This is a genomic window from Psychrobacter celer (assembly GCF_016107555.1).
Taxonomy (GTDB): Bacteria; Pseudomonadota; Gammaproteobacteria; order Pseudomonadales; family Moraxellaceae; genus Psychrobacter; species Psychrobacter celer.
The window spans coordinates 121498-144353 of record NZ_JABASU010000006.1 but is presented as its reverse complement, the minus strand read 5'-3'; the positions used below and the strand labels follow the sequence as shown (position 1 = coordinate 144353).

The 22856-nt window shown below is 47.2% G+C and carries 18 protein-coding genes; 13 read left to right on the top strand and 5 right to left on the bottom strand.

The genetic code is table 11. The annotated features are described in order from the left end of the window. Positions 1-3: 3 nt before the first annotated feature. Positions 4-906 carry a hypothetical protein gene (locus JFC05_RS05055; RefSeq protein ID WP_198336020.1) on the bottom strand — a complete coding sequence of 301 codons (903 nt, stop codon included), beginning with the start codon at positions 904-906 and terminating at the stop codon, positions 4-6. Between the two features lie 384 nt (positions 907-1290). Here JFC05_RS05055 and JFC05_RS05050 point away from each other — a divergent pair, with 384 nt between their 5' ends. The 5 genes from JFC05_RS05050 (at position 1291) to JFC05_RS05030 (ending at position 8342) form a co-directional block, all read left to right on the top strand. Next, the gene (locus JFC05_RS05050; protein ID WP_105244849.1) at positions 1291-1704 is read left to right on the top strand and encodes an organic hydroperoxide resistance protein; all 414 of its coding nucleotides are present in this window, start codon (positions 1291-1293) and stop codon (positions 1702-1704) included. A gap of 265 nt (positions 1705-1969) precedes the next feature. After that, positions 1970-4924 carry a DNA polymerase I gene (gene polA, locus JFC05_RS05045; protein ID WP_198336019.1) on the top strand — a complete coding sequence of 985 codons (2955 nt, stop codon included), beginning with the start codon at positions 1970-1972 and terminating at the stop codon, positions 4922-4924. Positions 4925-5401: 477 nt separating this feature from the next. Continuing rightward, the gene (locus JFC05_RS05040) at positions 5402-6544 is read left to right on the top strand and encodes a hypothetical protein (protein ID WP_198336018.1); all 1143 of its coding nucleotides are present in this window, start codon (positions 5402-5404) and stop codon (positions 6542-6544) included. 261 nt (positions 6545-6805) lie between these two features. Then, entirely contained in the window at positions 6806-7348 is a 543-nt protein-coding gene (locus JFC05_RS05035) for a hypothetical protein (RefSeq protein WP_198336017.1), read from the top strand. Between the two features lie 205 nt (positions 7349-7553). Next, positions 7554-8342 carry an SDR family NAD(P)-dependent oxidoreductase gene (locus JFC05_RS05030; protein WP_198336016.1) on the top strand — a complete coding sequence of 263 codons (789 nt, stop codon included), beginning with the start codon at positions 7554-7556 and terminating at the stop codon, positions 8340-8342. A gap of 43 nt (positions 8343-8385) precedes the next feature. On the opposite strand, the gene JFC05_RS05025 is transcribed toward JFC05_RS05030, so the two are convergent. Further along, complete coding sequence (locus JFC05_RS05025; RefSeq protein ID WP_198336015.1) at positions 8386-9675, bottom strand: NosD domain-containing protein; 1290 nt, start codon at positions 9673-9675, stop codon at positions 8386-8388. A 138-nt stretch (positions 9676-9813) separates the two neighbouring features. Here JFC05_RS05025 and JFC05_RS05020 point away from each other — a divergent pair, with 138 nt between their 5' ends. Further along, on the top strand, positions 9814-10131 hold the full coding sequence (locus tag JFC05_RS05020; RefSeq protein ID WP_198336014.1) for a hypothetical protein: 318 nt from the start codon (positions 9814-9816) through the stop codon (positions 10129-10131). A gap of 122 nt (positions 10132-10253) precedes the next feature. Here JFC05_RS05020 and hemH read toward each other — a convergent pair whose 3' ends face one another. Next, positions 10254-11273, bottom strand: a complete 1020-nt coding sequence (hemH, locus tag JFC05_RS05015; RefSeq protein WP_198336013.1) for a ferrochelatase — start codon at positions 11271-11273, stop codon at positions 10254-10256. Between the two features lie 369 nt (positions 11274-11642). Between hemH and metX the strand changes: the two genes are divergently transcribed. The 4 genes from metX (at position 11643) to trhO (ending at position 15881) form a co-directional block, all read left to right on the top strand. After that, positions 11643-12965, top strand: coding sequence for a homoserine O-acetyltransferase MetX (gene metX / locus JFC05_RS05010; protein WP_198336037.1), 1323 nt, complete (start codon positions 11643-11645; stop codon positions 12963-12965). Next, positions 12962-13579 carry a methionine biosynthesis protein MetW gene (gene metW / locus JFC05_RS05005; protein WP_100748936.1) on the top strand — a complete coding sequence of 206 codons (618 nt, stop codon included), beginning with the start codon at positions 12962-12964 and terminating at the stop codon, positions 13577-13579. Before metX ends, metW begins: the two co-directional genes overlap by 4 nt. A gap of 391 nt (positions 13580-13970) precedes the next feature. Beyond that, a complete protein-coding gene (locus JFC05_RS05000; RefSeq protein WP_198336012.1) occupies positions 13971-14552 on the top strand; it encodes a tetratricopeptide repeat protein in 582 nt (193 codons plus the stop codon). A gap of 279 nt (positions 14553-14831) precedes the next feature. Further along, positions 14832-15881 carry an oxygen-dependent tRNA uridine(34) hydroxylase TrhO gene (gene trhO, locus JFC05_RS04995; RefSeq protein WP_198336011.1) on the top strand — a complete coding sequence of 350 codons (1050 nt, stop codon included), beginning with the start codon at positions 14832-14834 and terminating at the stop codon, positions 15879-15881. 155 nt (positions 15882-16036) lie between these two features. Here trhO and serA read toward each other — a convergent pair whose 3' ends face one another. Continuing rightward, positions 16037-17263 carry a phosphoglycerate dehydrogenase gene (serA, locus tag JFC05_RS04990; protein ID WP_075102042.1) on the bottom strand — a complete coding sequence of 409 codons (1227 nt, stop codon included), beginning with the start codon at positions 17261-17263 and terminating at the stop codon, positions 16037-16039. Positions 17264-17582: 319 nt separating this feature from the next. Between serA and JFC05_RS04985 the strand changes: the two genes are divergently transcribed. Then, complete coding sequence (locus JFC05_RS04985; RefSeq protein ID WP_198336010.1) at positions 17583-19025, top strand: FAD-binding oxidoreductase; 1443 nt, start codon at positions 17583-17585, stop codon at positions 19023-19025. Between the two features lie 102 nt (positions 19026-19127). Here JFC05_RS04985 and JFC05_RS04980 read toward each other — a convergent pair whose 3' ends face one another. Then, complete coding sequence (locus JFC05_RS04980; RefSeq protein ID WP_227697416.1) at positions 19128-19757, bottom strand: BLUF domain-containing protein; 630 nt, start codon at positions 19755-19757, stop codon at positions 19128-19130. A gap of 467 nt (positions 19758-20224) precedes the next feature. Between JFC05_RS04980 and JFC05_RS04975 the strand changes: the two genes are divergently transcribed. Both JFC05_RS04975 and JFC05_RS04970 read left to right on the top strand, forming a co-directional pair. Then, positions 20225-21862, top strand: a complete 1638-nt coding sequence (locus JFC05_RS04975) for a carbon-nitrogen hydrolase family protein (protein WP_198336009.1) — start codon at positions 20225-20227, stop codon at positions 21860-21862. Between the two features lie 250 nt (positions 21863-22112). After that, positions 22113-22664: a protein disulfide oxidoreductase gene (locus JFC05_RS04970; protein WP_198336008.1), complete on the top strand. Its 552-nt coding sequence runs from the start codon at positions 22113-22115 to the stop codon at positions 22662-22664. Positions 22665-22856 lie beyond the last annotated feature (192 nt).

The window sequence follows — 22856 nt, the reverse complement described above, 5'->3', positions numbered from 1 at the left end:
TTTTTAATAATAGCGTTTGATTTCTTGCTCTAAAAAGTCAGCCGCTACGTCATTGACCAACGTGCAATCGACTACGCCGCGAAAGCTGTCTTCATTAGGTCGCTGTTCATTTTTGTTGATATAGTTTGCATCAAAAACTGACTTGCCATATTCAGCACCATAGTAGTTATATTCAGGCCGCTCATCGGTAGCAAAAAACGTCACCTGCGCCGCACGAGCATTATTATCTTTACCTACTTTGGCTGTGGTAGTGGAATATCGCTGATTGTCACCAAACCTGTCCTCATTTACCTCAATCCAGTCTTCTAGGGTTTGATATCGTGTTTTGTTTTTATCATTAAACACAAAAAACGCTTCTTCGCTCTTAGTCACAGGGATATAACACACGGAACCAGTAGGGAAGCTAGCATTTGTAGGAATATTGGTGAAATTATTCAAATCAGTGAAAATACCACGATCATCACTAGGACGATTGCCTTTTTGGTAGCTACTAGCATCTGTTCCTGATAGGTTCAACGTTCTATAGCGTATTTGATAGTTCAATTGTTTATTACTGCCCTTCTCATAGATAGGGCGTTTTACTGTGCGGCCATCTACTTCAATATAGCGATCTTCGAGGGTGCCTTCAAAGTTGTTTCCTAACACGGTTGCAACTGGTAAATCATTAATACTTGGCGAGCTCAGCGCACCCTTGATGTTTGTGACATCAATATCACGCTCTCCATCACTATATTCAATCTCAATACGTGCGATGTTATTATTTATGCGCTCAAAATGATTGATTTCAAGCTCGTTACTATTCTCCGAACCATACACACCATCGTCTTCTTCGCAGCCAACCATCGTCAACGCCAACACAGACAATACGCTGGGAATCACCATCCGTTTTTTTATAGAGTTGCTCATTAACATTAAGTAGTATCCTTGTCATGGTCAGGTCGATTGCCATTTGTTGTCATCTACACTGAGGATCAAACAGCGATATTGATGTGATTAGTTTACCTCAATACCCTCATTATTTATATATCAACGCTGTTTTGTTATGCGCACACTGTTTGTATATTTACAAACTTTTTATATATGTTTACGCCTGACCCATTGTGCGCATCAAATAGCTTGCTACCATGGATAAAAACAATACGAGCTTACCAGCCTTTATTCGACGCTCGCACCTACAATCGTATTTATATAAGTCTTTAATACAATAGTTTCTAAATCAATTTTAATACAATAGTTTCTAAATCAATAAAGCTCACCACGAGCGACAAAACCAACAACAAAGGATGTGTTATGAAAACGTTATATTCTACTAAAGCTACAACCACCGGCGGCCGTGCAGGCTCAGCCAGTCTCGCTGATAGCGATCTGAGTATCAATATGGTACCGCCCGGCTCTGGCAAAGACGGCAATAACCCAGAGCAGCTATTTGCCATGGGTTACAGCGCTTGTTTTGATGGCGCATTAGGCGCGGTCAAACAAATGGAAAAAGCCAAATTTGACTCAACCACCGAAGTAGAAGTGGACCTGATGCAAGGCGAAGGGCACGACTATAAGCTGGCGGCAAAAATCCACGTGATTGGCAAAAACACTGAGCTATCTGCTGATGAGTTCCAAAAGCTGGTCGAAAAAGCCCACCAAGTCTGCCCATATTCAAAAGCCACGCGCGGCAATATCGACGTCGAGGTGACATCAGAGGTTCAATAAGTTCTCGGCTACTCTACTATAGTGTCACGAAGCATAAAAAGAACGCAGCGAGTCTGGGTTCTTTTTTATTGTCTGGCACTTTTGTTTGTACGCATCTTGTACACATCGCGACTTTTATTGGCTCGTCTTATTCGTTTGTCATTCATTCGGCAAGAAGGTATTTTATCGTTATAATGAGGGTATCTTTTTACCTAATGCTTGTTTTTATCCCATATTTTATTATCCAATCAATACCTGCTGCCAAATACTTGATAAGTGACCCTCTATGACTGACAACGACCACAATTCCCACTCGCCCATCAATCCAAACACCTTGCCAGACTTTGCCTGTATGCCCAACGTCGCAACGATGGACACCAGTCATGTGGATAAAGAGCAACCACCTTTTATCTTGGTCGACGGCTCTTACTACCTGTTTCGTACTTATCACGCCTTGCCAAAGACCATGCAAAACTCGCAAGGCCTCATCACCAACGCCATACGCGGTACGTTAAATGCGCTATTAAAACTGATGCGCCGCTATCACCCCACCCATATGGCGGTGTGTTTTGATACCAAATCACCGACCTTTCGCCATGCGATGTCTGAAGAGTACAAAGCCAATCGCCCCAAAATGGATGTAGAGCTGGCTGAGCAGATTCCGTATATTCATCGCTTGGTTGCCGCGCTTGGAATTCCACTACTGCGTATTGAGGGCGCAGAAGCCGACGACATCATCGGTACGCTGGCCTATCGCGCCGTCGCTGAAGGTCATCACGTGGTAATCTCGACAGGTGACAAAGACATGATGCAGCTGATTAATGACTGCGTGATACTAGAAGACAGTTTTACGGGCAAAATTACTGATGGCGCAGGCGTGGTCGAAAAATTCGGGATTGAGCCTCATCAGATGATCGATTTTTTGACGTTGATGGGCGACTCATCAGATGGCATCAAAGGCGTACCGGGCATCGGCAAAAAAACCGCCAAAGATTTGCTCAATAAATACGGTAATATCGATGCCATGCTGGCCAATGTCGCCGATATCAAAGGCCGTGCTGGCAAAAATCTGGTCGAGTATGCCGATGACATTCCGTTCAACGCGCAGTTGGCCACTATCGTCACCGATTTAGAGATTGGCCAAGACTGGACCGATCTAAAAATCAATACCGACCCGTGCGCCCATATCGATGAGCTACGCGCTCTGTACACAGAGCTTGAGTTTCGAAACGAGCTGGCCTCGCTTGATCATCCAAACCACCCTGCCAATGGCTCACAAAGCGTGGCGCACGCTCAGGCCGATAGTGAATCACAAGCGCAAATCGCTAAATCCTTACAGTCAAGCACTATCGACAATATCACCGATAGCAAAAGTCGCGATAGCGCATGGCATACGATTTTAGACGCACCTGCTTTTGATAGCTTGGTCAAACGACTAGAAGCCGCGCCGCACTTCGTCATCGATACCGAGACCACCAGCGTCTATTGGCGACAAGCCGAAATCGTCGGCCTGTCTTTTGCACTGCAAGCGCACGAAGCCTACTATGTACCGCTAACTCATCGTTTAGAAGGGGATGAGCTGACCGCCAAGCAGCTGGGTCGCGATACGGTACTGGCGCGTTTAAAGCCTATCTTAGAAAACCCAAATATCGGTAAAATCGGCCAGCACCTCAAATACGACGCTCATGTGTTAAGTCATTATGATATCGACTTGATCGGCGCGATTCACGCCAGCCCCAATAACTGGGCGATGGATACCATGCTGGCAAGCTACGTCATCAATGCCGCCATCACTCGCCACGGTATGGATGATCTGGCACGCCACTATCTACAGACGCAAACGATCAGCTTTGAAGATGTCGCGGGTAAAGGCGCCAAACAAGTCACCTTTGATCAGGTGGCCATCGATATCGCCAGCGACTATGCTTGTGAAGATGCCGATATCACTTATCAGCTGTTTGATATCTTTCATAAAAAACTGTCTGATGACGAAAATAATGCCAAACTGCTGCACGAGTTAGAGATTCCAACGGCCGAGATACTGTGCCAAATGGAAGCAAACGGTATCTTAATCAAGCGCTCGTTTTTAAATGAGCTATCAGAGCGGTTTGATGAAGAAATCATCGCGCTCGAAAAACGCGCTTATGAAATTGCTGGCGAAGAATTTAACCTTGGCTCGCCAAAGCAGCTGGGTGAGATGCTGTTTGATAAGCTGGGCATCCCTGGCGGCAAAAAAACCAAGTCAGGCCAATACTCGACTGGCGAAGCGATACTGTCAAAGATTGATCACCCATTGGTCGAGATTGTCCTTGAGTATCGCGGGCTGTCTAAGCTTAAAAGCACCTATACCGATGCGCTGGCCAATGTCGCAGACGCCCAGAGCGACCGCGTACATACCAGCTATCATCAAGCGCTGACCAGCACCGGACGACTCTCATCGACGGATCCTAACTTGCAAAACATCCCAATTCGTACTGCCACCGGCCGCTTGATTCGCCAAGCCTTTATCGCGCCAGCAGGTCGCGTTATCTTGGCGGCGGATTACTCACAGATTGAGCTGCGTCTGATGGCACATTTCTCAGGCGACAAAAACTTGACACAAGCCTTTAATGAAGGTCTGGACATTCACGCAGCCACCGCAGCAGAAGTGCTAGGTAAAGAAGTCGCTGAGGTAACTGCGACCGAGCGCCGCAACGCCAAAGCCATTAACTTTGGTCTACTCTACGGCATGAGTGCCTTTGGCCTTGCCAAACAGCTACAGATGAGCCGCGGTGAGGCGCAAGAATATATCGACATGTATTTTGAGCGCTATCCTGGTGTCAAAAACTATATGATCAACACGCGAGCCAGCGCTTATGAGCAAGGCTATGTCGAGACGATATTGGGCCGTAAGCTCTACACGCCCGATATCACTCATAGCAACCGCATGGTCAAGCAAGGCGCTGAGCGAGCCGCGATCAACGCTCCACTACAAGGCTCTGCCGCTGATATTATCAAGCTTGCCATGATTGCTGTCGATAAGGTATTGCCCAAAGATCAAGCCAAAATGCTGCTGCAAGTCCATGATGAGTTGGTATTTGAAGTTGATAGCGATAAGGTCGATGAAATTAGTCAGCTTATCACCGATGCGATGCAAGATGTGTTAACGACCACTGCGGCTGAAAAAGGCTGGCAAGTCGACTTTGCCGTACCATTACTGGTAGAAACAGATAGCGGCGCCAATTGGGACGAGGCACATTAATCGCCCAAAGAAGATATTGCACCCGCTACGATAAATACTATCGAATTAGGGCGTGCTACTGTACTCATTTCATGGCGGATTGACTATAGTCGATTCTCAATAAAACAGATACATTATATGTCAACGTGGAACTGGTATAAATTTTCCTTACGTGCTGTGCCTGCGCTGCTCGATGCTGCGTAAAATTTATCCCAGTCCCACTGTATCGTTTTTATACTGAACTCACTATATAGCATCTATTACCATTGACCCACAAAAGGGCTGAGCGGCCTGCTTGGCCTCTTTCTGATTTGTGATTTGCGATTTGTTATCTTTTATTTGTCAATATAGTTATCGCCGTCCTATAACCACATATCGATGCGCGTGACCGCATACGCCTTGTCAACTGTTGGGAAATCGGTCAATATAGCATGATTATTTTCCAGTTTTGCCTACAGGCGACTATCTGCCATCATGAAACCCTCAAGCCTTACCACAATGACTCGTCATACTTTGACTTATGCCGCTTTAGCTGCGCTGAGCCTGTGCACGCCAGCGTTGGCTGATCATAGCGCCGCCATACCGGCAAAACATCAAGACACCGCCCACCCTTCATCCAGTCCTCAGGTCGGTGATGTCAATACAACAGACACAGCCTATCAACAGCTAGGCTATCAAGCGCGCACACCACTTGCCGCGCCACAGCCCTTTGACTCCTCAGCACAATGGGGCTGGGCCGATGAGCGGCGACAAGACGCAAAAGCGCAGCTAGACGAATGGGCGCACGAAATGGACGGGTGGTTTGGTGAGCCTGACCCAAAGGCGCCTGCTACCGCGAGCCTACGACTGGTGCTAGACACGCGCTGGGCCAATGACCCACTATCAGGCAGTGATGTGAGCGTCGAGCCTCGGGTTCGTGGACGTTTACGCTTACCGGTCTTAGAGCGCCGCCTAAGCTTGATTATCGGTGATGAAGACTTGGATGATGATGATTTTTTGCGACAAAGCGCGACAGGAGCGGCTTATCAGGCCGATACCGAAAGCTCTGATAGATTAATCAATAGTAAAAAGACTCGTGAAGATAACGCCTCTATTGCGCTGCGCTGGTCACGCTTTAACGATGAGATCGAAGAGCAATTGGGCGTCAAAACAGATGTCGATGTCGGCGTACGCTCACTTGATGATCTGTATGTCAAAGTCAGTGTCGATCGAGACTGGTACCAAAACGAGAAGCTAAAAGTAACCACCGATAGCTTTTATCGTTATGGCCTCGACAGCGAACACTACGCCAAAGGCGGACTCACCTTGCGATATGGCGCTGATGCAGCACGCTTTCTTAACAACCGTACTACCGTGCGCTACCGCAATCAGGATAGCAGGGAGGATACCGACTGGAGCCATGATCTAAGACAAGTCCATCAGCTCGGTGAAGAAAAGCAACTGGCCTATGGTATTTCGACCAGTGGTTATTTTGACAAAAACAAATCACTGCTCAATAGCTATGGCCCAGCCATCACCTACCGTCAGCCGATTTGGCGGGAGTGGCTCTACGTGCAGACAGAGCTAAACTATTATAATGACAAAACAGAAAACAAAGACCACTACCCATCAGCACTATTACGCATGGAGGCACTGTTTTAGCTCGCGATAGCTCATTGCTGTCTCGCTTGGCTGCCGGCACAAGACAAATAACATACTGCCATCTGTGAAACAGTGTTGACTATTTTGTAAATATTAACAATTAGTTATGACCAATTAGTTATGTTTCATAATGCCATTTATGGATAATCAAGCGTATAATAACGCTGTATCTCTATTTTATATCTTTGTTTTTATATTACTTGTGATTGGAAGTGAGCCTTAGCGCTCACTTTTTTTATTGCAAAATCTGGAGTCCTTATTTTGATTACAGATGGTCTTATCGAAGCCCCTGGCATTATTATATTGTTCGCTTGCTGGATACGCTGTCTACAGTATTTTCGGCGCAGTCATAGCAAAAAAACTGAAGCGTTTTGGTTGGCGGCAGTGCTGGTGTTTTTTGCGGTCATACGCCGCGAGCTAAACTACTTACCCGATCTTTTTATTCCAGCTGATTTTTTATTGCTAAGCCAGCCCTATGACTGGTGGGAAGATTGTGTGCTAACCGTCGTCTACCTGATGATTGTTGGGCTACTGGCTTACTCATGGCACTATCTTTTGGCAGTATTAAAACGTGTGCCCATATCGTTATATTTGACGGTAGCGGTACTGGCACTACTAGAATACATGGGCGAAAACATGATTGGCATACCTGAAACCTTTGGCGTGGTGATCGAGGAGCTATCAGAAACCGCCATCTATTCCATTGCCTTGATATACCTATGGCGCTTTACGTTAAGCGACTATGACTGTTCCTCAGCGCGCGTAGACCTATCGCACTCTCACGCGGTGTCACATTCAGCATAGATATCTGATCTAACCTCGGCCAAAGCCGCTGTGCCGCGCTGCCTATCAATACTTGCCGCCAGATTTGCTATACTGGATCAATGCCCGAGCACACATATCTCTGATATCCACTTGCTCTCGACTTATCCATTACAGCTAGGGCGTGTCCTCATTTTGACAAGGGTAATAAAAATGGGGACACACCCAAATCACCGAGTCACTTATTATGAATATCTTAATCACTGGCGCCTCACGTGGTATCGGTCTGGCCACCGCAAAAAAACTGGCAGAAAAAGGCCACAACGTCGGCCTGTTTGCGACCAATACAGCCACGATTGAGGATGCCATCGGCGACAAAGCCTTTAAAAAAGCGCTGAAAAAAAACCGTGTCATTATCGGCAAATTAGATGTCACCCAGCCTGAGCTATGGGACGACGCCATCACACAAATGATTGATCATTTTGGCAGTATCGATGTGCTAATCAATAACGCAGGCGTGTTGGTCAGTGGCACTTTGCCGACGACTGATTTGCAAGAGCAGCTGGCCTTAGTCGATGTTAATTGTAAAGGCGTGCTTATCGGCTGTCATAAGCTTGCGCCTTATTTGGCGGATAGCACCAATGGTAAAATCGTCAATGTCTCCTCGGCCTCGGCCATTTACGGCCAGCCCGAGGTTGCGGCGTATTCTGCCAGCAAGTTTTTTGTCCGTGGACTTACCGAAGGGCTAAATATCGAGTATGACCGCCTTGGTATCAAGGTCATTGATGTCATGCCGCTGTGGGTAAAATCAGACATGACAGAGGATCTTAGTGTCACCAGTATTGAGCGCTTGGGTATCAATTTGACTGTCAATGATGTGGCAAAGACTCTGTGCAAACTGACCACCCGCCCCAATCGTAAACTCAAAAGCACGCATTACTCGGTCGGCATGCCAGCCAAAGTCTTTCAGACCCTCTCACAAGTCACGCCTGATCCTGTGATCCGCTGGGTAAATACCAAAGTGGGTGCCAAATAAAGCACAGCCCATTTACCAAATGCTTATCCTATTGTCCTGACGGCTACTCAATCTGGGTGGCCGTTTTGCTGGCGGCTCGAATGTCAATTGCTTGCTTTATGGTTTTATCAGCGAACGTATTGTTGTTGATCAGTGTATGTTTGACTGGCCCTGCGGCAGTGTCTTCGCGAATTTTTGAACCAACCTGAATGGGCAAACGAACGTCGGCGGCGAACGTGTTATCCCTAATCAGCGTGCCATCATCTTCCACAATAACGCCCTGCTCGACTTGGGTAAACTGGTTATTGATGATTTGATTGTCTTTAGCACTGTCTAAGTGATAGCTGGCAAACAGCGTTTGCTTGACCAAATACGCGCCGCATTCAAACCCTTTTAGGTTGCGCGATTGCCTTGACGCTACCCACACGCCCACTGGCTCATTTTGAAAAACATTACCGCGAATAATATTGTCACGACTCGACTCGGTGCGTTTGAAATGATTGCTGCGCGACGGGTCATCAGCATGCTCAAAGCAGTTGCGATAGAGCAAGATACTGCCTGCGCCATTGTGTATAAACTGATTATTCTCAATACGATTGTTGCTTGATGAGTCCACCGCGATGGCTTCACGATTGGGCTTAAACGTGCGAAAACCATTACCGACAAACACAGAGTCTTTGATGACATTGTCGCGACTTCCAAACTCTAAATATAACCCAACCGTGCCAGCGTTTTGAATACGCACATGCTCAAAGCTCACGCCGTGTACATGATCGCCGACAAACATGCCGCTATTAATACTATTCTGACTGCTGACATTGATGACACGGATATCTCTCGGTGCCAGCGCGCGATTGGCAGTAGGGTCGATAACGCCGCGCGTATAACGCTGATTGGGATGGCTGTATTGGCGAATGTGCAGCGCATGGCCGTAGCCTGTTATATGACAATTAGCAACAGTGATATCTTCGATAGCAGCATCCGTCTTTGGTTTAATCATAATAGCGCTGGCCTTTGATGAATCATCGGCGCTGGGGCTAAGCTGCGCCCCTTGACAGTCAAGCGAGCTATGAGAGTCACTGAGCTCAAAACGTATCGATTGACCTGTTAAGTCGCAGCTTTTGCTCAGGATCTGATGGCCTTTTATCATCACAGTTTGCTTGGGCGTCAGCTGCGCGCACTCTATCACAGCCGCGGTACTTGGTATCTTGGCCTCCATGACCAACGGCTTTTTTATAACGTCCGTTTGACTGACGGTTGGTTGATCGTCACAAGCGCTTGAGCTCATAGCGGTTATCAGGCCGACCATGACCGACCAGACATTGACATATTTTAGGCGATAAACAAGGGGCATAAATAACGCTCACTGCGAGTTGTCTTACATTTTTTGAACATCCTGTGACACCTTACTACTAGTCGAGCTCGAGCTAACACGGCACACTAATCCTCATCATACAGATAAAAACCAATCATAAGATAAAAGGAATGACAGATGGATAATACAAAAACCCAACTCCCAGAGGCGCAAGACCGTATCGATGGCGATGACAACCAGCGAGTCGATTTAGACAATCCAATGCTGCATACGATTGATGACGATGACGTCATTGACAATAGCGCAGGGTTTGACAACTCACAAGCAGGCAGCGAGGCCACGCAAGGCCTCACACCGATGCATCACCAAAATATCGATGAAGCCCGTGTCGATGAGGTATTGGTAGAGGACAATCTGGATGACAAGGATTATCCAGACATCGTCGATATCGCTGATACCGATGCTGCTGGGCGCAGTAACGACGATAACTTCTAACCCTATCTGCTCAGCACAGCATCAATGACGTCAAACACTGGTAAAAAAACACCGAACATCATGTCCGGTGTTTTTATCATTCATGAAGATCAAAAGGCTTTCATTAAGATCAAAAAAATTAACTACGCCCAACCATCAAGCGTGCCCGCCCAGCCTTTGACCAATGGTTTGCTAAGCGCTTCGAGCAAATCAATATGCGCCTCATCAAGGTTAAGTGCAGGTATATAATGATACTCTTGCCCGCCAGCATTGAGGAAATTATCACGGTTTTCAATCGCCAGCTCTTCTAGCGTCTCCAGACAATCGGCAGAAAATGCAGGACTGATGACCTGCACCGAGCGCACGCCAGACTGACCCCACTCCTCTAGTACCACATCGGTATATGGCTTGACCCATTCTTGTTTGCCAAAACGCGACTGAAAGCTGATGATCCATTCATCGTCTCTTAGACCTAGCGCATGTGCCACTTGGGCGGCAGTACACTTACAGCGCTTTAGATACGGATCACCTTTATCCGCATACGGCTGCGGGATACCGTGAAAACTAAACATCAGCTTGTCAGGTTTGCCATGCTCTGCCTGAAAGCGACGAATCGAGTCTGCTAGTGCCTGAATATACAGTGGATGGGCAAAGTAGTCCTTTACAATGGTATAGTTGGGCAAATTGCGCTGCGTCAGCGTCCATTTGGTCAGTGCATCATAGACAGCGCCACCCGAGGTGGCGGAGTACTGCGGAAACAATGGCAAGATGACAAAGTGATCCACGCCCTCATCGCGTAGATTGCCCATCACCTCAGGCAGACCAGGATTGCCATAGCTCATCGCCGCATGTACCGACACACGAAACGGCGCTGCGCTGTCGGCCAGACGCGGCTCTAATAATGCCACTTGGCCGTTTAATATCTTGCGGATCGGCGAGTCGCCCTCCCAGATACTGGCATAAGCTTTTGCGACGCGCTTCGGCCGACTAGGCAGGACAAACAAGTTAAGAATGATGGCCCACAAAAACTTAGGGATTTCAATCACCCGAGGGTCTGATAAAAACTGTTTGAGATAACGACGGACAGCAGGCGCTGTCGGCTCATCAGGTGTCCCAAGGTTGACCAATAAGACGGCTATACGGGGCGGCAGTTTAGGTTTCATAAAAGTCGTGTGTGATTCATAAGTGATAAAAAGGATTGTGAAGGCATTATTCATTTAGCATCTGATTAGTGTAGCATTTTATCGCCAAAAAACGCATGGTAAAGGCCGTCTTTATACAATTTGCTACGCAGGTCAAATAAAGACTGCGTACGGAGGTTGTACTCCTACGCCCATCGCCATACAATAGAGCCAACCATCACCAAAACCGTATAAGAACATGCATGCTATTTTGCTTGTGTGGCTGGTGATTTTACTGACGCTTAATTGACGCTTATTTATAGATGATTGTTGTCTTGCGAGGTAGCTTTGAACGCACGCTCTGATAGTACCAGTGACCAACTCCCAACAGATACACTCGACCCACAAGGCTTGGCCGATCAGGCAGGCTCAGTCGGAATCGTCACGCCCGAAAAAATCCATTTTGCCGAGCCGCTTACCCTTGAGTGCAATCGCACCTTGCCGTCTTTTGATTTGATGGTAGAGACTTACGGCACCCTCAATCAAGACAAATCAAATGCTATTTTGATTTGCCATGCCTTGTCTGGCAGCCATCATGCAGCAGGGTATTATAGCCATGATGACAAAAAAGCGGGCTGGTGGGACAATATGATCGGACCCAACAAAGCCATCGACACCAATCAGTTTTATGTGGTGTGCGTCAATAATATCGGCAGCTGCTTTGGCTCGACAGGACCCACCACCATCAACCCTGATACCCTCAATCAAGCTGATGGCAGCGAGCCACAAGTCTATGGCCCTGACTTTCCGCTGATCACCATCAAAGACTGGGTCAAAACCCAAGCGCTGCTCTCAGACCGCTTAGGCATCGATGTCTGGCATGCCATCGTCGGCGGCTCTATGGGCGGTATGCAAGCGCTGCAATGGTCGGTCGACTATCCAGACAGGCTAAAACGCTGCGTCATTATTGCCAGCACGCCCAAGCTATCGGCACAAAACATCGCCTTTAACGAAGTCGCTCGTCAGTCCATTCTCTCTGACCCAGACTTCAAAGACGGCCGCTATATACAAGCCGGCACTTATCCACGCCGTGGCCTGATATTGGCACGTATGGTCGGCCATATCACCTACTTGACCGATGACGCGATGAAGGCCAAGTTTGGCCGCGATCTAAAATCGGGCAAGTTTATGTACGGCTACGATGTCGAGTTCCAAGTAGAGAGCTATCTGCGCTATCAAGGCGAGCGCTTTAGCAAAAACTTCGATGCCAATACCTATTTGCTCATGACCAAAGCTTTGGATTACTTTGATCCTACGCGCGACTATGCCAATTATGCGAATACTGCCGACGACACAGCCATCGATGATAGTCTGGCTACCAGCATCAATAACGAGCACACAGGTAGCACAGGTAGCGACCATACTACTGAGCACAGCGACGATACCGACAGCCAGCTTGAGCTGAGCGCCTTAAGATCCGCCCTTGCCCATACCAAGTGCCAATATCTGGTGGTGTCGTTTACCACTGATTGGCGCTTTGCCCCTGAGCGCTCACAAGAAATCGTGGATGCCCTGATGGCCACAGGCAAGCCGGTCAGCTATATCAATGTCGACGCCCCACATGGTCATGATTCGTTTTTATTTGATATCCCCCGTTATATGGGCGCGATCAAAGGCTTTTTGACCGCCCCTTTTATGACCACTAACATAGCCGGCACAGGAGAACGCTCATGAGAATGGACCATCAGTTGGCTGAGCGCTGGATCGCGCCGCAATCGCATGTACTGGACTTGGGCTGTGGTAATGGTGAGCTGCTCGCGCACTTGCAGCAAAAACTGGGCGTGACGGGTTATGGCCTAGAGATTGATGAAGACAAAATCAATGAAGCCATCAGCAAGGGTCTCTCTATCGTCGAGCAAGATCTCAACGATGGGTTGGCGCGCTTTGCTGACGACAGCTTTGACACCGTCGTCATGGCACGGGCGCTCCAAGCGGTCAAAGCCCCCGACGTTTTGCTACTCGATATGCTACGCGTGGCCCGTGAAGCGGTTATCACCTTTCCCAACTTTGCCCATTGGCAAAACCGTATTCACCTTGGACTAAAAGGCCTGATGCCCGTCTCAGAAGCCCTGCCTTATGAGTGGTACAACACCCCAAACATTCATTTGTGTACCTTTAAAGACTTTGAGCAGCTGTGTGCTGAACATGACATTCATATCATCAACCGCTTTGCTGTTAGCGACTCAGAAAAAGGCCATTCACCGCTGATGACATCTTTAATCCGTCAAGCACCCAACCTCTTGGCAGATGTCGCTATTTATCGCGTCACCAAACGGAAGCCTGCATAATATTCAAAAACCAAACGGCCCTAATCCTCCTTGTCTGATTTTTATAAAATGATTGATTTATTCTTACACGCAAGTAACTCTATGATTTTATTAAAGACACTCAGGTATAATCGGCCATGATTTCTTGTAATTAGTATTTGAGTTTCGTAAGTGTGGGTGTTAAGCTAGCAAAATAATGTCACTGACACCCGTATTTGCACCGTTCGTCTGTTTGACTTGACAGCAACTGCTAAGCAAGGCGTTCAGGTAAAGGGCTCACTGTACTTAATGGATGGTTTGGGACGTTTGGATAACACGTCATTGATACAACGCTCCCTTATCATTAGCGCCGCCTAAGATACTTTAGCGGTACAATTTTTTTGCTTATTAACTGCCTAATTTTGGAGCTGCTATGAAACTATTAAAAGCTGCGTTGTTTACTGCCTTATTTTCTTGCGCAGGTCTTGCCAATGCTGAGTTAATATCAAACGTACCGCTTGATACCTCACGTTTTGAGCTGATGCCTGTCAGTGAGCTGTCCAACCGTGCGGCGCAAGGGAATGACCATGCGCAGTTTTACTTAGCCAAGCGCCTACAAAAAGGCGAAGGCGTGGCACAAAACACTCAGCAAGCCATTCACTGGTATACCAAAGCCGCGCAGCAAGGTGTTGCGCCAGCCCAGCTAAATCTGGCCATCATGTATCTACGCGGTGAAGGCGTGAAGCCCAATCTTCAGCAAGCACGCCACTGGTTAGAAAAAGCGGCCATGCGCGGTGACAATCGCGCCAGCTACACGCTAGCTTTGCTCGATGAAAAACAAAAAAATCTGGTCGATGCCTATAAGTGGTATGACTTGGCTGCCCGTGACGGTATGCTCGATGAAAAAGTACGCAACAAAGCCCGTGGCAAAATCGGTCAGCTGGCGTTGAACTTATCCAGCTCAGACATCGCCAATGCTCGTAGCCAAGCGGATCGTTGGTTCCAAAGCAAATAGCTCTTATACCGACTCTCTCAGCGATTAAAATCCAGCCTATGCGCTGGATTTTTTATTCTTTTTAGAGCGGCTATCGAGCCGTTTCAGAGACAGATAACTCTCCTTAAAATCGTATCAATCACAACACAGCCCTTCTTACAAAATCTTCAAAACATCAGCAAAATTTGCTACACTACGCGCGCACTGGCCCAATTCCACAATTGCGCTAGTGTTATTTGCTTATCTACCTTTTTTATCACTATTGCACTGGGTTTACGACTCAGCCAGCAGGAGACTTGCATGACCACTGACAACCGCACAAATAATCAGCAACACGCCACCGAATACGACAGCGAAACCAACAATATCGTCGTCGCTGCACTTTATAAATTTACCCGCTTTGCTGACTTTGCGCAGTACCGTGAGCCGATCTTAAACATCATGCTGGACAATGACGTCAAAGGCACTTTATTGTTGGCCAATGAAGGCATCAACGGTACGATTTCTGGTAGCCGCCAAGGCATCGATACAGTCCTTGATTATTTGCGTAGCATTGAAGCGATTGGTCGTTTTGAGTTTAAAGAGTCTTATACCGACGTCCAGCCTTTTTATCGTACCAAGGTCAAGCTCAAAAAAGAAATCGTCACCATGGGCGTAGAAGATATCGATCCACTGCAATCTGTCGGCCGCTACGTCAAGCCGAGTGAATGGAATGCGCTGATCTCTGATCCTGACGTGCTCCTAATCGACACCCGCAACGACTACGAAGTACAGATTGGCACCTTTCAAAACGCCGTCAACCCACACACCGAAACCTTCCGTGAGTTTCCAGAATATGTGGCAAAAGAGCTCGATCCAACCAAACACAAAAAAGTGGCAATGTTTTGTACCGGCGGTATTCGCTGTGAGAAGTCCACAGCCTATATGCGCGAGCAAGGCTTTGAGGAGGTCTATCATTTAGAAGGCGGTATCTTAAAATACCTAGAAGAAATCCCTACCAGTGACTCTATGTGGCAAGGCGACTGCTTTGTCTTTGACAACCGTGTGTCAGTCAATCACAACTTAGAAAAAGGCAACTACGAGCAGTGCTTTGCTTGTCGTATGCCGATTACAGCTGAGGACATGCAAAGCGCTGCCTATATCAAAGGTGAGTCGTGCCCGCACTGTATCGACAAAGCGACTGAGGAACAAAAGGCTCGATTCCGTGAGCGCGAGCATCAAATGCAGCTGGCCAAAAAACGTGGTGAAGCGCATATTGGTAGCGATGTGATGGACATCATCGAAAAGCGTAAAGCAGCTAAAATGGAAGCGCGCCAACAAGCAGAAGCGGCCAATAAAGCCAAAGCTTAATCCGTTAACACCATACTCTGCTTTAAATGTTAGACGTTTAAACGATTAGCCATAAAAAAGAGATGCCCTATTCATAGCGCATCTCTTTTTTTGTATCAGTTGTAACATTAGGGCGTGTTGAAGGTTCAACACGCCCTAAACGATCACGGTTAATTTTAGAACAAGATACGCACGCGAATGGTTTCTTCAACGTCTTTTAGTTGATCAAGCGCGGCGGTTGAATCGTTATAATCCACATCCATCACGAGATAGCCAACATCGCCTTCTGTCATCAGGCTCTGCGCCAAGATGTTGATATGCGCCTCGGCGAACAGACGGTTGATCTGTGACAGTACGCCTGGCACGTTTTTATGGATATGTAGCAGACGATGTGAGCCTTCTTTAAACGGTATAGAAACCTCTGGGAAGTTCACCGCGGTCGCCGTATCACCTTGATCTGAGTATCTGACAAACTTATCAGCCACTTCAAGACCGATATTGGCCTGTGCTTCTTGGGTTGAGCCACCGATATGCGGTGTCAAGATTACATTGTCAAACTTACGTAGTGGTGATTCAAACTCTTCGTCCGCTGATTTTGGCTCTTTTGGAAACACATCAACCGCAGCGCCCAAAAGCTTACCAGACTCAAGCGCGGCCGCCAAGTCATCAATCTCTACGCAAGTACCACGAGCGGCGTTGATAAAGTAGCTGCCGTCTTTCATGTGTGCAAACTGCTCAGCTTTCATCATATAGCGGGTGCTTGGGACGTCAGGCACATGCAAGGTGACGATATCAGCGGTCGATAGCAGCTCTTCTAGGCTACCCACTTGTACGGCGTTGCCCAATGGCAATTTGGTCACGACATCATGATAGATGACTTTCATACCAAAGCTTTCGGCCAGTACAGACAGCTGTGAGCCGATAGAGCCATAACCGACGATACCGATGGTTTTGCCGCGTACTTCATGCGAGTTGGTGGCAGATTTACCCCAGCCGCCGCGATGAACGGTGGCGTTTTTTTCTGGAATACCGCGATATAGCATGATGGCTTCTGCCAATACCAGCTCAGCCACCGAGCGGGTGTTCGAGTATGGCGCGTTAAAGACGGGGATACCTAGGTCGCGAGCCGCGTCTAGATCGACTTGGTTGGTACCGATACAAAAACAGCCGATACCGATGAGCTTGTGCGCATGCTCCAACACTTCACGTGTCAGCTGCGTACGCGAGCGAATACCGATAAAATGCGCATCTTTGATTTTTTCGATCAGCTCATCTTGATCTAAGGCGTGACTGATATTTTCGATGTTGTGGTAGCCCGCGTCTTTTAATACTTTTAGGGCATTGTCGTGCAGACCTTCAAGCAATAAAAAACGAATTTTGTCTTTTTCTAATGATAACGCCATATGAGAACTGTCCTATGATTGTCTTATAAGATTATCTGCTCGATAATCTATGATGGGTGAAACGAAAACAGTCCAGATATCTTACACAAAATTCCGTCTCGATGTTAGCAGATTAGATGAATTATTGATTATCTAGCCTGAAAACTATTTATGCTATAGTAAACGCTGGTAGCGACATGCCGCCAAGCTGGGTTGAACTGTTTTTTTGAGGGCGACCTCCCCTTATATAAACATACTTATAACTGCCGCGTTATATCCCTTTAGCGATATAATAATCCCCTTTATGCATAGTACTTACCGTTTATACCGAGAGTTGACCATGACTTCTTTATCTAGCCAAAGCCCGTCTAACCCTAGTACCGCCGCCGTCCAAAGCCTTTTAGACTGTTTGCTTGCAAGCCATCAGTTTGACCCAGCCCAAATCAAAACCGACCCTGAAAGCCTTGAATATTGGGGCAAAGACTGGACCAAACACTTCGCCCCAGCCGCCTCTGCCATCGTCTTTCCAAAGACCACCGAACAAGTACAAGCCATCGTCCTGCTTGCCAATGAGCACAACATCGTCCTCACCCCCAGTGGTGGCCGTACCGGTCTGTCGGCAGGTGCCGTTGCCGCCAATGGCGAAATCGTCGTCAGCATGGACAAAATGAACCAAATCGGCACCTTTTATCCTGCCGATCGTATGGTCGAGATTGAAGCCGGCGTCATCACCGAGCAGCTGCAACAGTTCGCAGAGTCAAAAGACCTATACTACCCTGTCGACTTTGCCTCAGCAGGCTCCAGTCAAATCGGGGGCAACATCGGCACCAACGCCGGCGGCATCAAGGTCATCCGCTATGGCATGACCCGTCAATGGATCATGGGGCTCACCGTCGTCACCGGCAAAGGCGATATCTTGCATCTCAATCGCGGAATGATCAAAAACGCCACCGGTTATGACTTGCGTCAGCTGTTTATCGGTAGTGAAGGCACCCTAGGTTTTGTCACCCATGCCCAAATCAAGCTTGAGCGTCAGCCGCAAGACTTAAACGTCATGGTACTGGGCATGGACAGCTTTAATGATGTCATGAATGTGTTATCCGCCTTTCAAGCGCAGATTGATCTGACCGCCTTTGAATTCTTTGATGACGTCGCTATCGATAAACTCATGGCCCATGGTCAAGTACAAGAGCCTTTTGAGTCTCGTACCAAGTTTTATACCTTACTTGAGTTTGAAGCGCCCTATGAACCTATCATGGATAAAGCCATGGCCATCTTTGAGCATTGTATGAGTGAAGGCTGGGTCGTCGATGGTGTAATGAGCCAAAGTCTTGCGCAAGCGGCAGAGCTGTGGAAGCTGCGCGAATATATCTCTGAGACTATCTCAGTCTTTACCCCTTATAAGAACGATGTGTCGGTACTCATCAGCTATGTACCGGAGTTTATCGCTGAGATTGATCATATCGTCGCCAGCAACTATCCAGACTTTGAGGTGTGCTGGTTTGGTCATATCGGCGATGGCAATTTGCATCTCAATATTCTAAAGCCTGAAAACATGAGCAAAGATGATTTCTTTAGTGAGTGTCAAATTGTCAATAAATACGTGTTTGAAACGGTACAAAAATATGGCGGCTCGGTGTCTGCAGAGCATGGGGTGGGTATGACGAAAAAACCGTATCTACACTATAGCCGCAGTGAGACTGAGATTGCGTATTTACGTGAGATTAAGAAGGTGTTTGATCCCAACAATATTATGAATCGTGGTAAGGTCTTTGATGTGTAAGAAGTTTTTTATCAAAACAACCCATCTATAACCATAAAAAATGACGCTAAACCTCAGAGTTTAGCGTCATTTTTCTATTATCTTTTCGCACAATAGCACCGCTTATAAATATAACAGCATCAAACCAACGATTAATAGCACACTTAAAAACCCTTGCACCACTAAAAACGCTTGATGCGGGGCGGCGATATGACGCACCATATTGCCCAGCGCATTATAAGTAATACCAGCGGCTTTGATATGTGGCGGGGTGTCAAAGGTTTTGATAATTTGCAAAAACTGTTCGGTACGCTCAGGCGACCAGCCATGCGGCGCAAATGGCAGATACGGTGACAACTGCGCCGCCTGCTGCTTGGTGGCAGGCGACCAAAGCCAGCGCTCCAAAAAAAGCAAACGCATGCGCCAGTCAGCAAAGCGGCGGCCACTTACCTGCCCTAACAGCAGCACCTCGACATGTTTGTGGCGATGATCGGCAAAAATACGCTGCGTCAACGCCGCCACTTCGGCCTTCTCGCCTTCAATACATTGCAAAAAATGGCCGTTGCCATAACAGAGCGTGCCGGTGATACCATGCTGCTCATTAAAATCTTGCGCATGGCCTTCTACTTCATCAAATATCGAAGCGCTTAAGCGCGAGCGCAGCGTCAGACTACTGACATACACCAACTGTACCAACGCATCATCTGCTATGTTATCTAGTTGACTAAATGCAGTGGTATGAGTGAGGGGCATAATAAAAATCCTAAAGGGGCACTTGTGCCGATAGCCGAAGCGAATAAGCTAAACAAAACGCTGCTTGAGTAATAACAATAGTTGAGTGCACATCACTGACATCAAAGCCGGCTCACAAAAACGTAGCAAATAGTTACCACGTTAGACTGTCATTGCCCATGTGACTTGCTATCATAACCAGCAATATAGCATTTATGACGATGAAAACGCACCGCGATATCTACAACGCTACTGGCAAATTCAGCAGGGCAGATGAAAGAGTATAATCGCATCCAAATAAATCAGATATATGGCTATTAGTCGCTCAATGAAGCGTTGTATCATTTTTATATCAGATGGACTATATCATTCTAACCCATTGTAAACATGGCAATAAACGATTGTAACGACAATATTCTCTATATGGAAATATTTTTATTGCTTTTGTTACACGAAAAGTTTTTATAAAAACAGCAGATAGGAACCTTATGAGCAAGATTGAAAAAACAGACGACTTTCATTTGACGATTGCCGAGATTAAGAAAAAAGACTACCCCCAGTTAAAAGCCTTGATGGATCGCGTCTACGCCAACCTAGGCGGCGCATGGTCAAAAAACACTATTCATACGCTCATAGACGCCTTTCCTGAAGGGCAGATTGCGCTGTTTGACCATGATCAGCTGATCGGCATCGTGCTGTCGATGCGCGTTGACTATGCCAAGTTTTCTAACCCGCATACCTATGACGATTTGATCGGACAAAAAGAGATCATCAAAGACAATCCAAAAGGCGATGCGATTTATGGTTTGGACGCACTGATCGACCCTGACTATCGCGGGTATCGCCTCGGACGCCGGCTGTATGATGCGCGCAAAGAGCTATGCCGTCAGCTTAACTTTCGCGCGATTTTGGCCGGTGGCCGTATTCCCAATTATCACAACCACCAAGACCTGACCCCTGGCGAGTATATCGATGCTGTCGAGTCTCGTGAGATTCACGACTCTGCGCTATCATTTCAGCTGTCCAATGGCTTTATCGTCAAGCGTATTTTGACCGCGTACCTACCAGATGATGCCCAGTCCAAGGGCTTTGCTACACTACTTGAGTGGGCCAATATCTATTATGAACCACAAGAATACAAGCCCAGCACCCGCAAGTCAGAGGTGCGTATCGGCGGTATTCAGTGGCAAATGCGTGAAGTTGACTCGCCTGAAGAGCTACTACAGCAAGTGGAGTTTTTTGTCGATATCATGGCCGACTACAACTCTGACTTTGCTTGCCTGCCTGAGTTTTTTAATGCACCACTTATGGGGCTTTGTGAGTCGACGGATCAAAACGTTGCCATTCGCTTTTTGGCAGATTATACCGAATGGTTTAAGAATGAAATCTCGCATTTAGCCGTCAGCTATAACGTCAACGTCATCACTGGCTCTATGCCGCTACTCGATGAAAACGATACCCTCTATAACATCAGTTACTTGTGTCGCCGTGACGGGACGGTAGAAGAGCAGCGCAAAATTCATATCACCCCCCACGAGCGTAGCGCTTGGGTGATTGAGGGCGGCGATGAGGTAAAAGTATTTGATACGGATGCCGGCCGCGTTGGTATTTTAGTCTGTTATGACGTTGAGTTCCCAGAGCTTGCGCGTCTCATGGCACTCGATGATATGGATATTTTGTTTGTTCCATTTTGGACAGACACTCAAAATGGCTACTTGCGCGTACGCCACTGTGCGCAAGCGCGCGCTATCGAAAACGAATGCTACGTGATGATTTGCGGCTCTGTTGGCAACTTGCCACAGGTTGAGAGCTTAGATATTCAGTACGCCCAGTCGTCTATCTTTTCGCCATCAGATTTTGCCTTTCCTCATGACGCCATTATGGCAGAAACCACTGCCAATACGGAGATGGTATTCTTCTCAGATGTGAACTTAGACAAGCTGACTCACGTTCGTCACGAAGGCTCGGTACATAACTTGCTTGACCGCCGCGATGACTTGTTTAGCCTAAAATGGAAGAGAAAGTCGAAAGTACCAGCCAGTAAGCTCAGCACAAGCGAGCGCCGAGAAAACACAGGCAGCGTGCTGACCGGCGACCCACTACAAGACCGCGCACAAAAACCTTAAGCGCTTATCGTCACTCCGACATAAAATCGGTACAGCAATAGCGATGGACGATATTTTGACAGTGTTTTAAAGAATTGGTGTTTTAAAGCATTTAGGAATCATACGGCTGAGTATTCAGCCGTTTATTTTTATCTAGGCATGTCCTCATTTTAAAAATGGTGATAAAAATGAGGACACAGCCTAGCACACGCGATAATAAACAGCGACCAGACACTTTTTGATACCATGACAAGCATAAAAAGCAGCCCTTATGACAACTGATACTGATACCACAGCAGCAAAACCTAAAAAGACGCCACAGCAAAAAGCGCTGTCGCTTATCAAGACGATACTGATATATGGCTTGATGTTTGCCGTCATTTATACCGCGGTTAATTGGTGGCGTCAGCCAGTCATGCCTGCCAACCCGCAATTGCAGCTCACCGATTACCAAGGACAAAGCATTGACTTGGCGGCGCTCAGTAACGATAAGCCCGCGCTGGTGTACTTTTGGGGAACGTGGTGCCCTGTTTGCCGTGTGACCTCGCCGACCATAGACACGCTCGCGGCGGCCAATGACTACCCGGTGGTGACTATTGCGATCCAGTCAGGCTCTGATCAAACGCTACATAGCTACCTGAGCGAACACAAATACCGCTTCACCACTATCAACGACGAAGACGGCGCAATCTTCGCTGACTGGCAAGGACAAGTAACGCCCTCTTATGTCATCTTAAAAGAGGGTGAAATGGCGCAAGGTCTAACGGGCATCCAGCCATTGTGGTCACTAAAACTACGCTTATGGCTGTCATCGGTTTTTTAGTTCTTATTTTTTTAGCCTTGTTCTTTTTTAGTCTTGGTTTGATGGTATAAACTATTGGTTTTGGCTAAAAACAGGACGATACCGGCCAGCTCTTTTTACCCCACTGGTTTTGTCATATAATAGCTGTCATTATTATCGCCACTTTTCTTATTATTTTGATATCGGTATATGGTATTGCAATCATCTCATTAG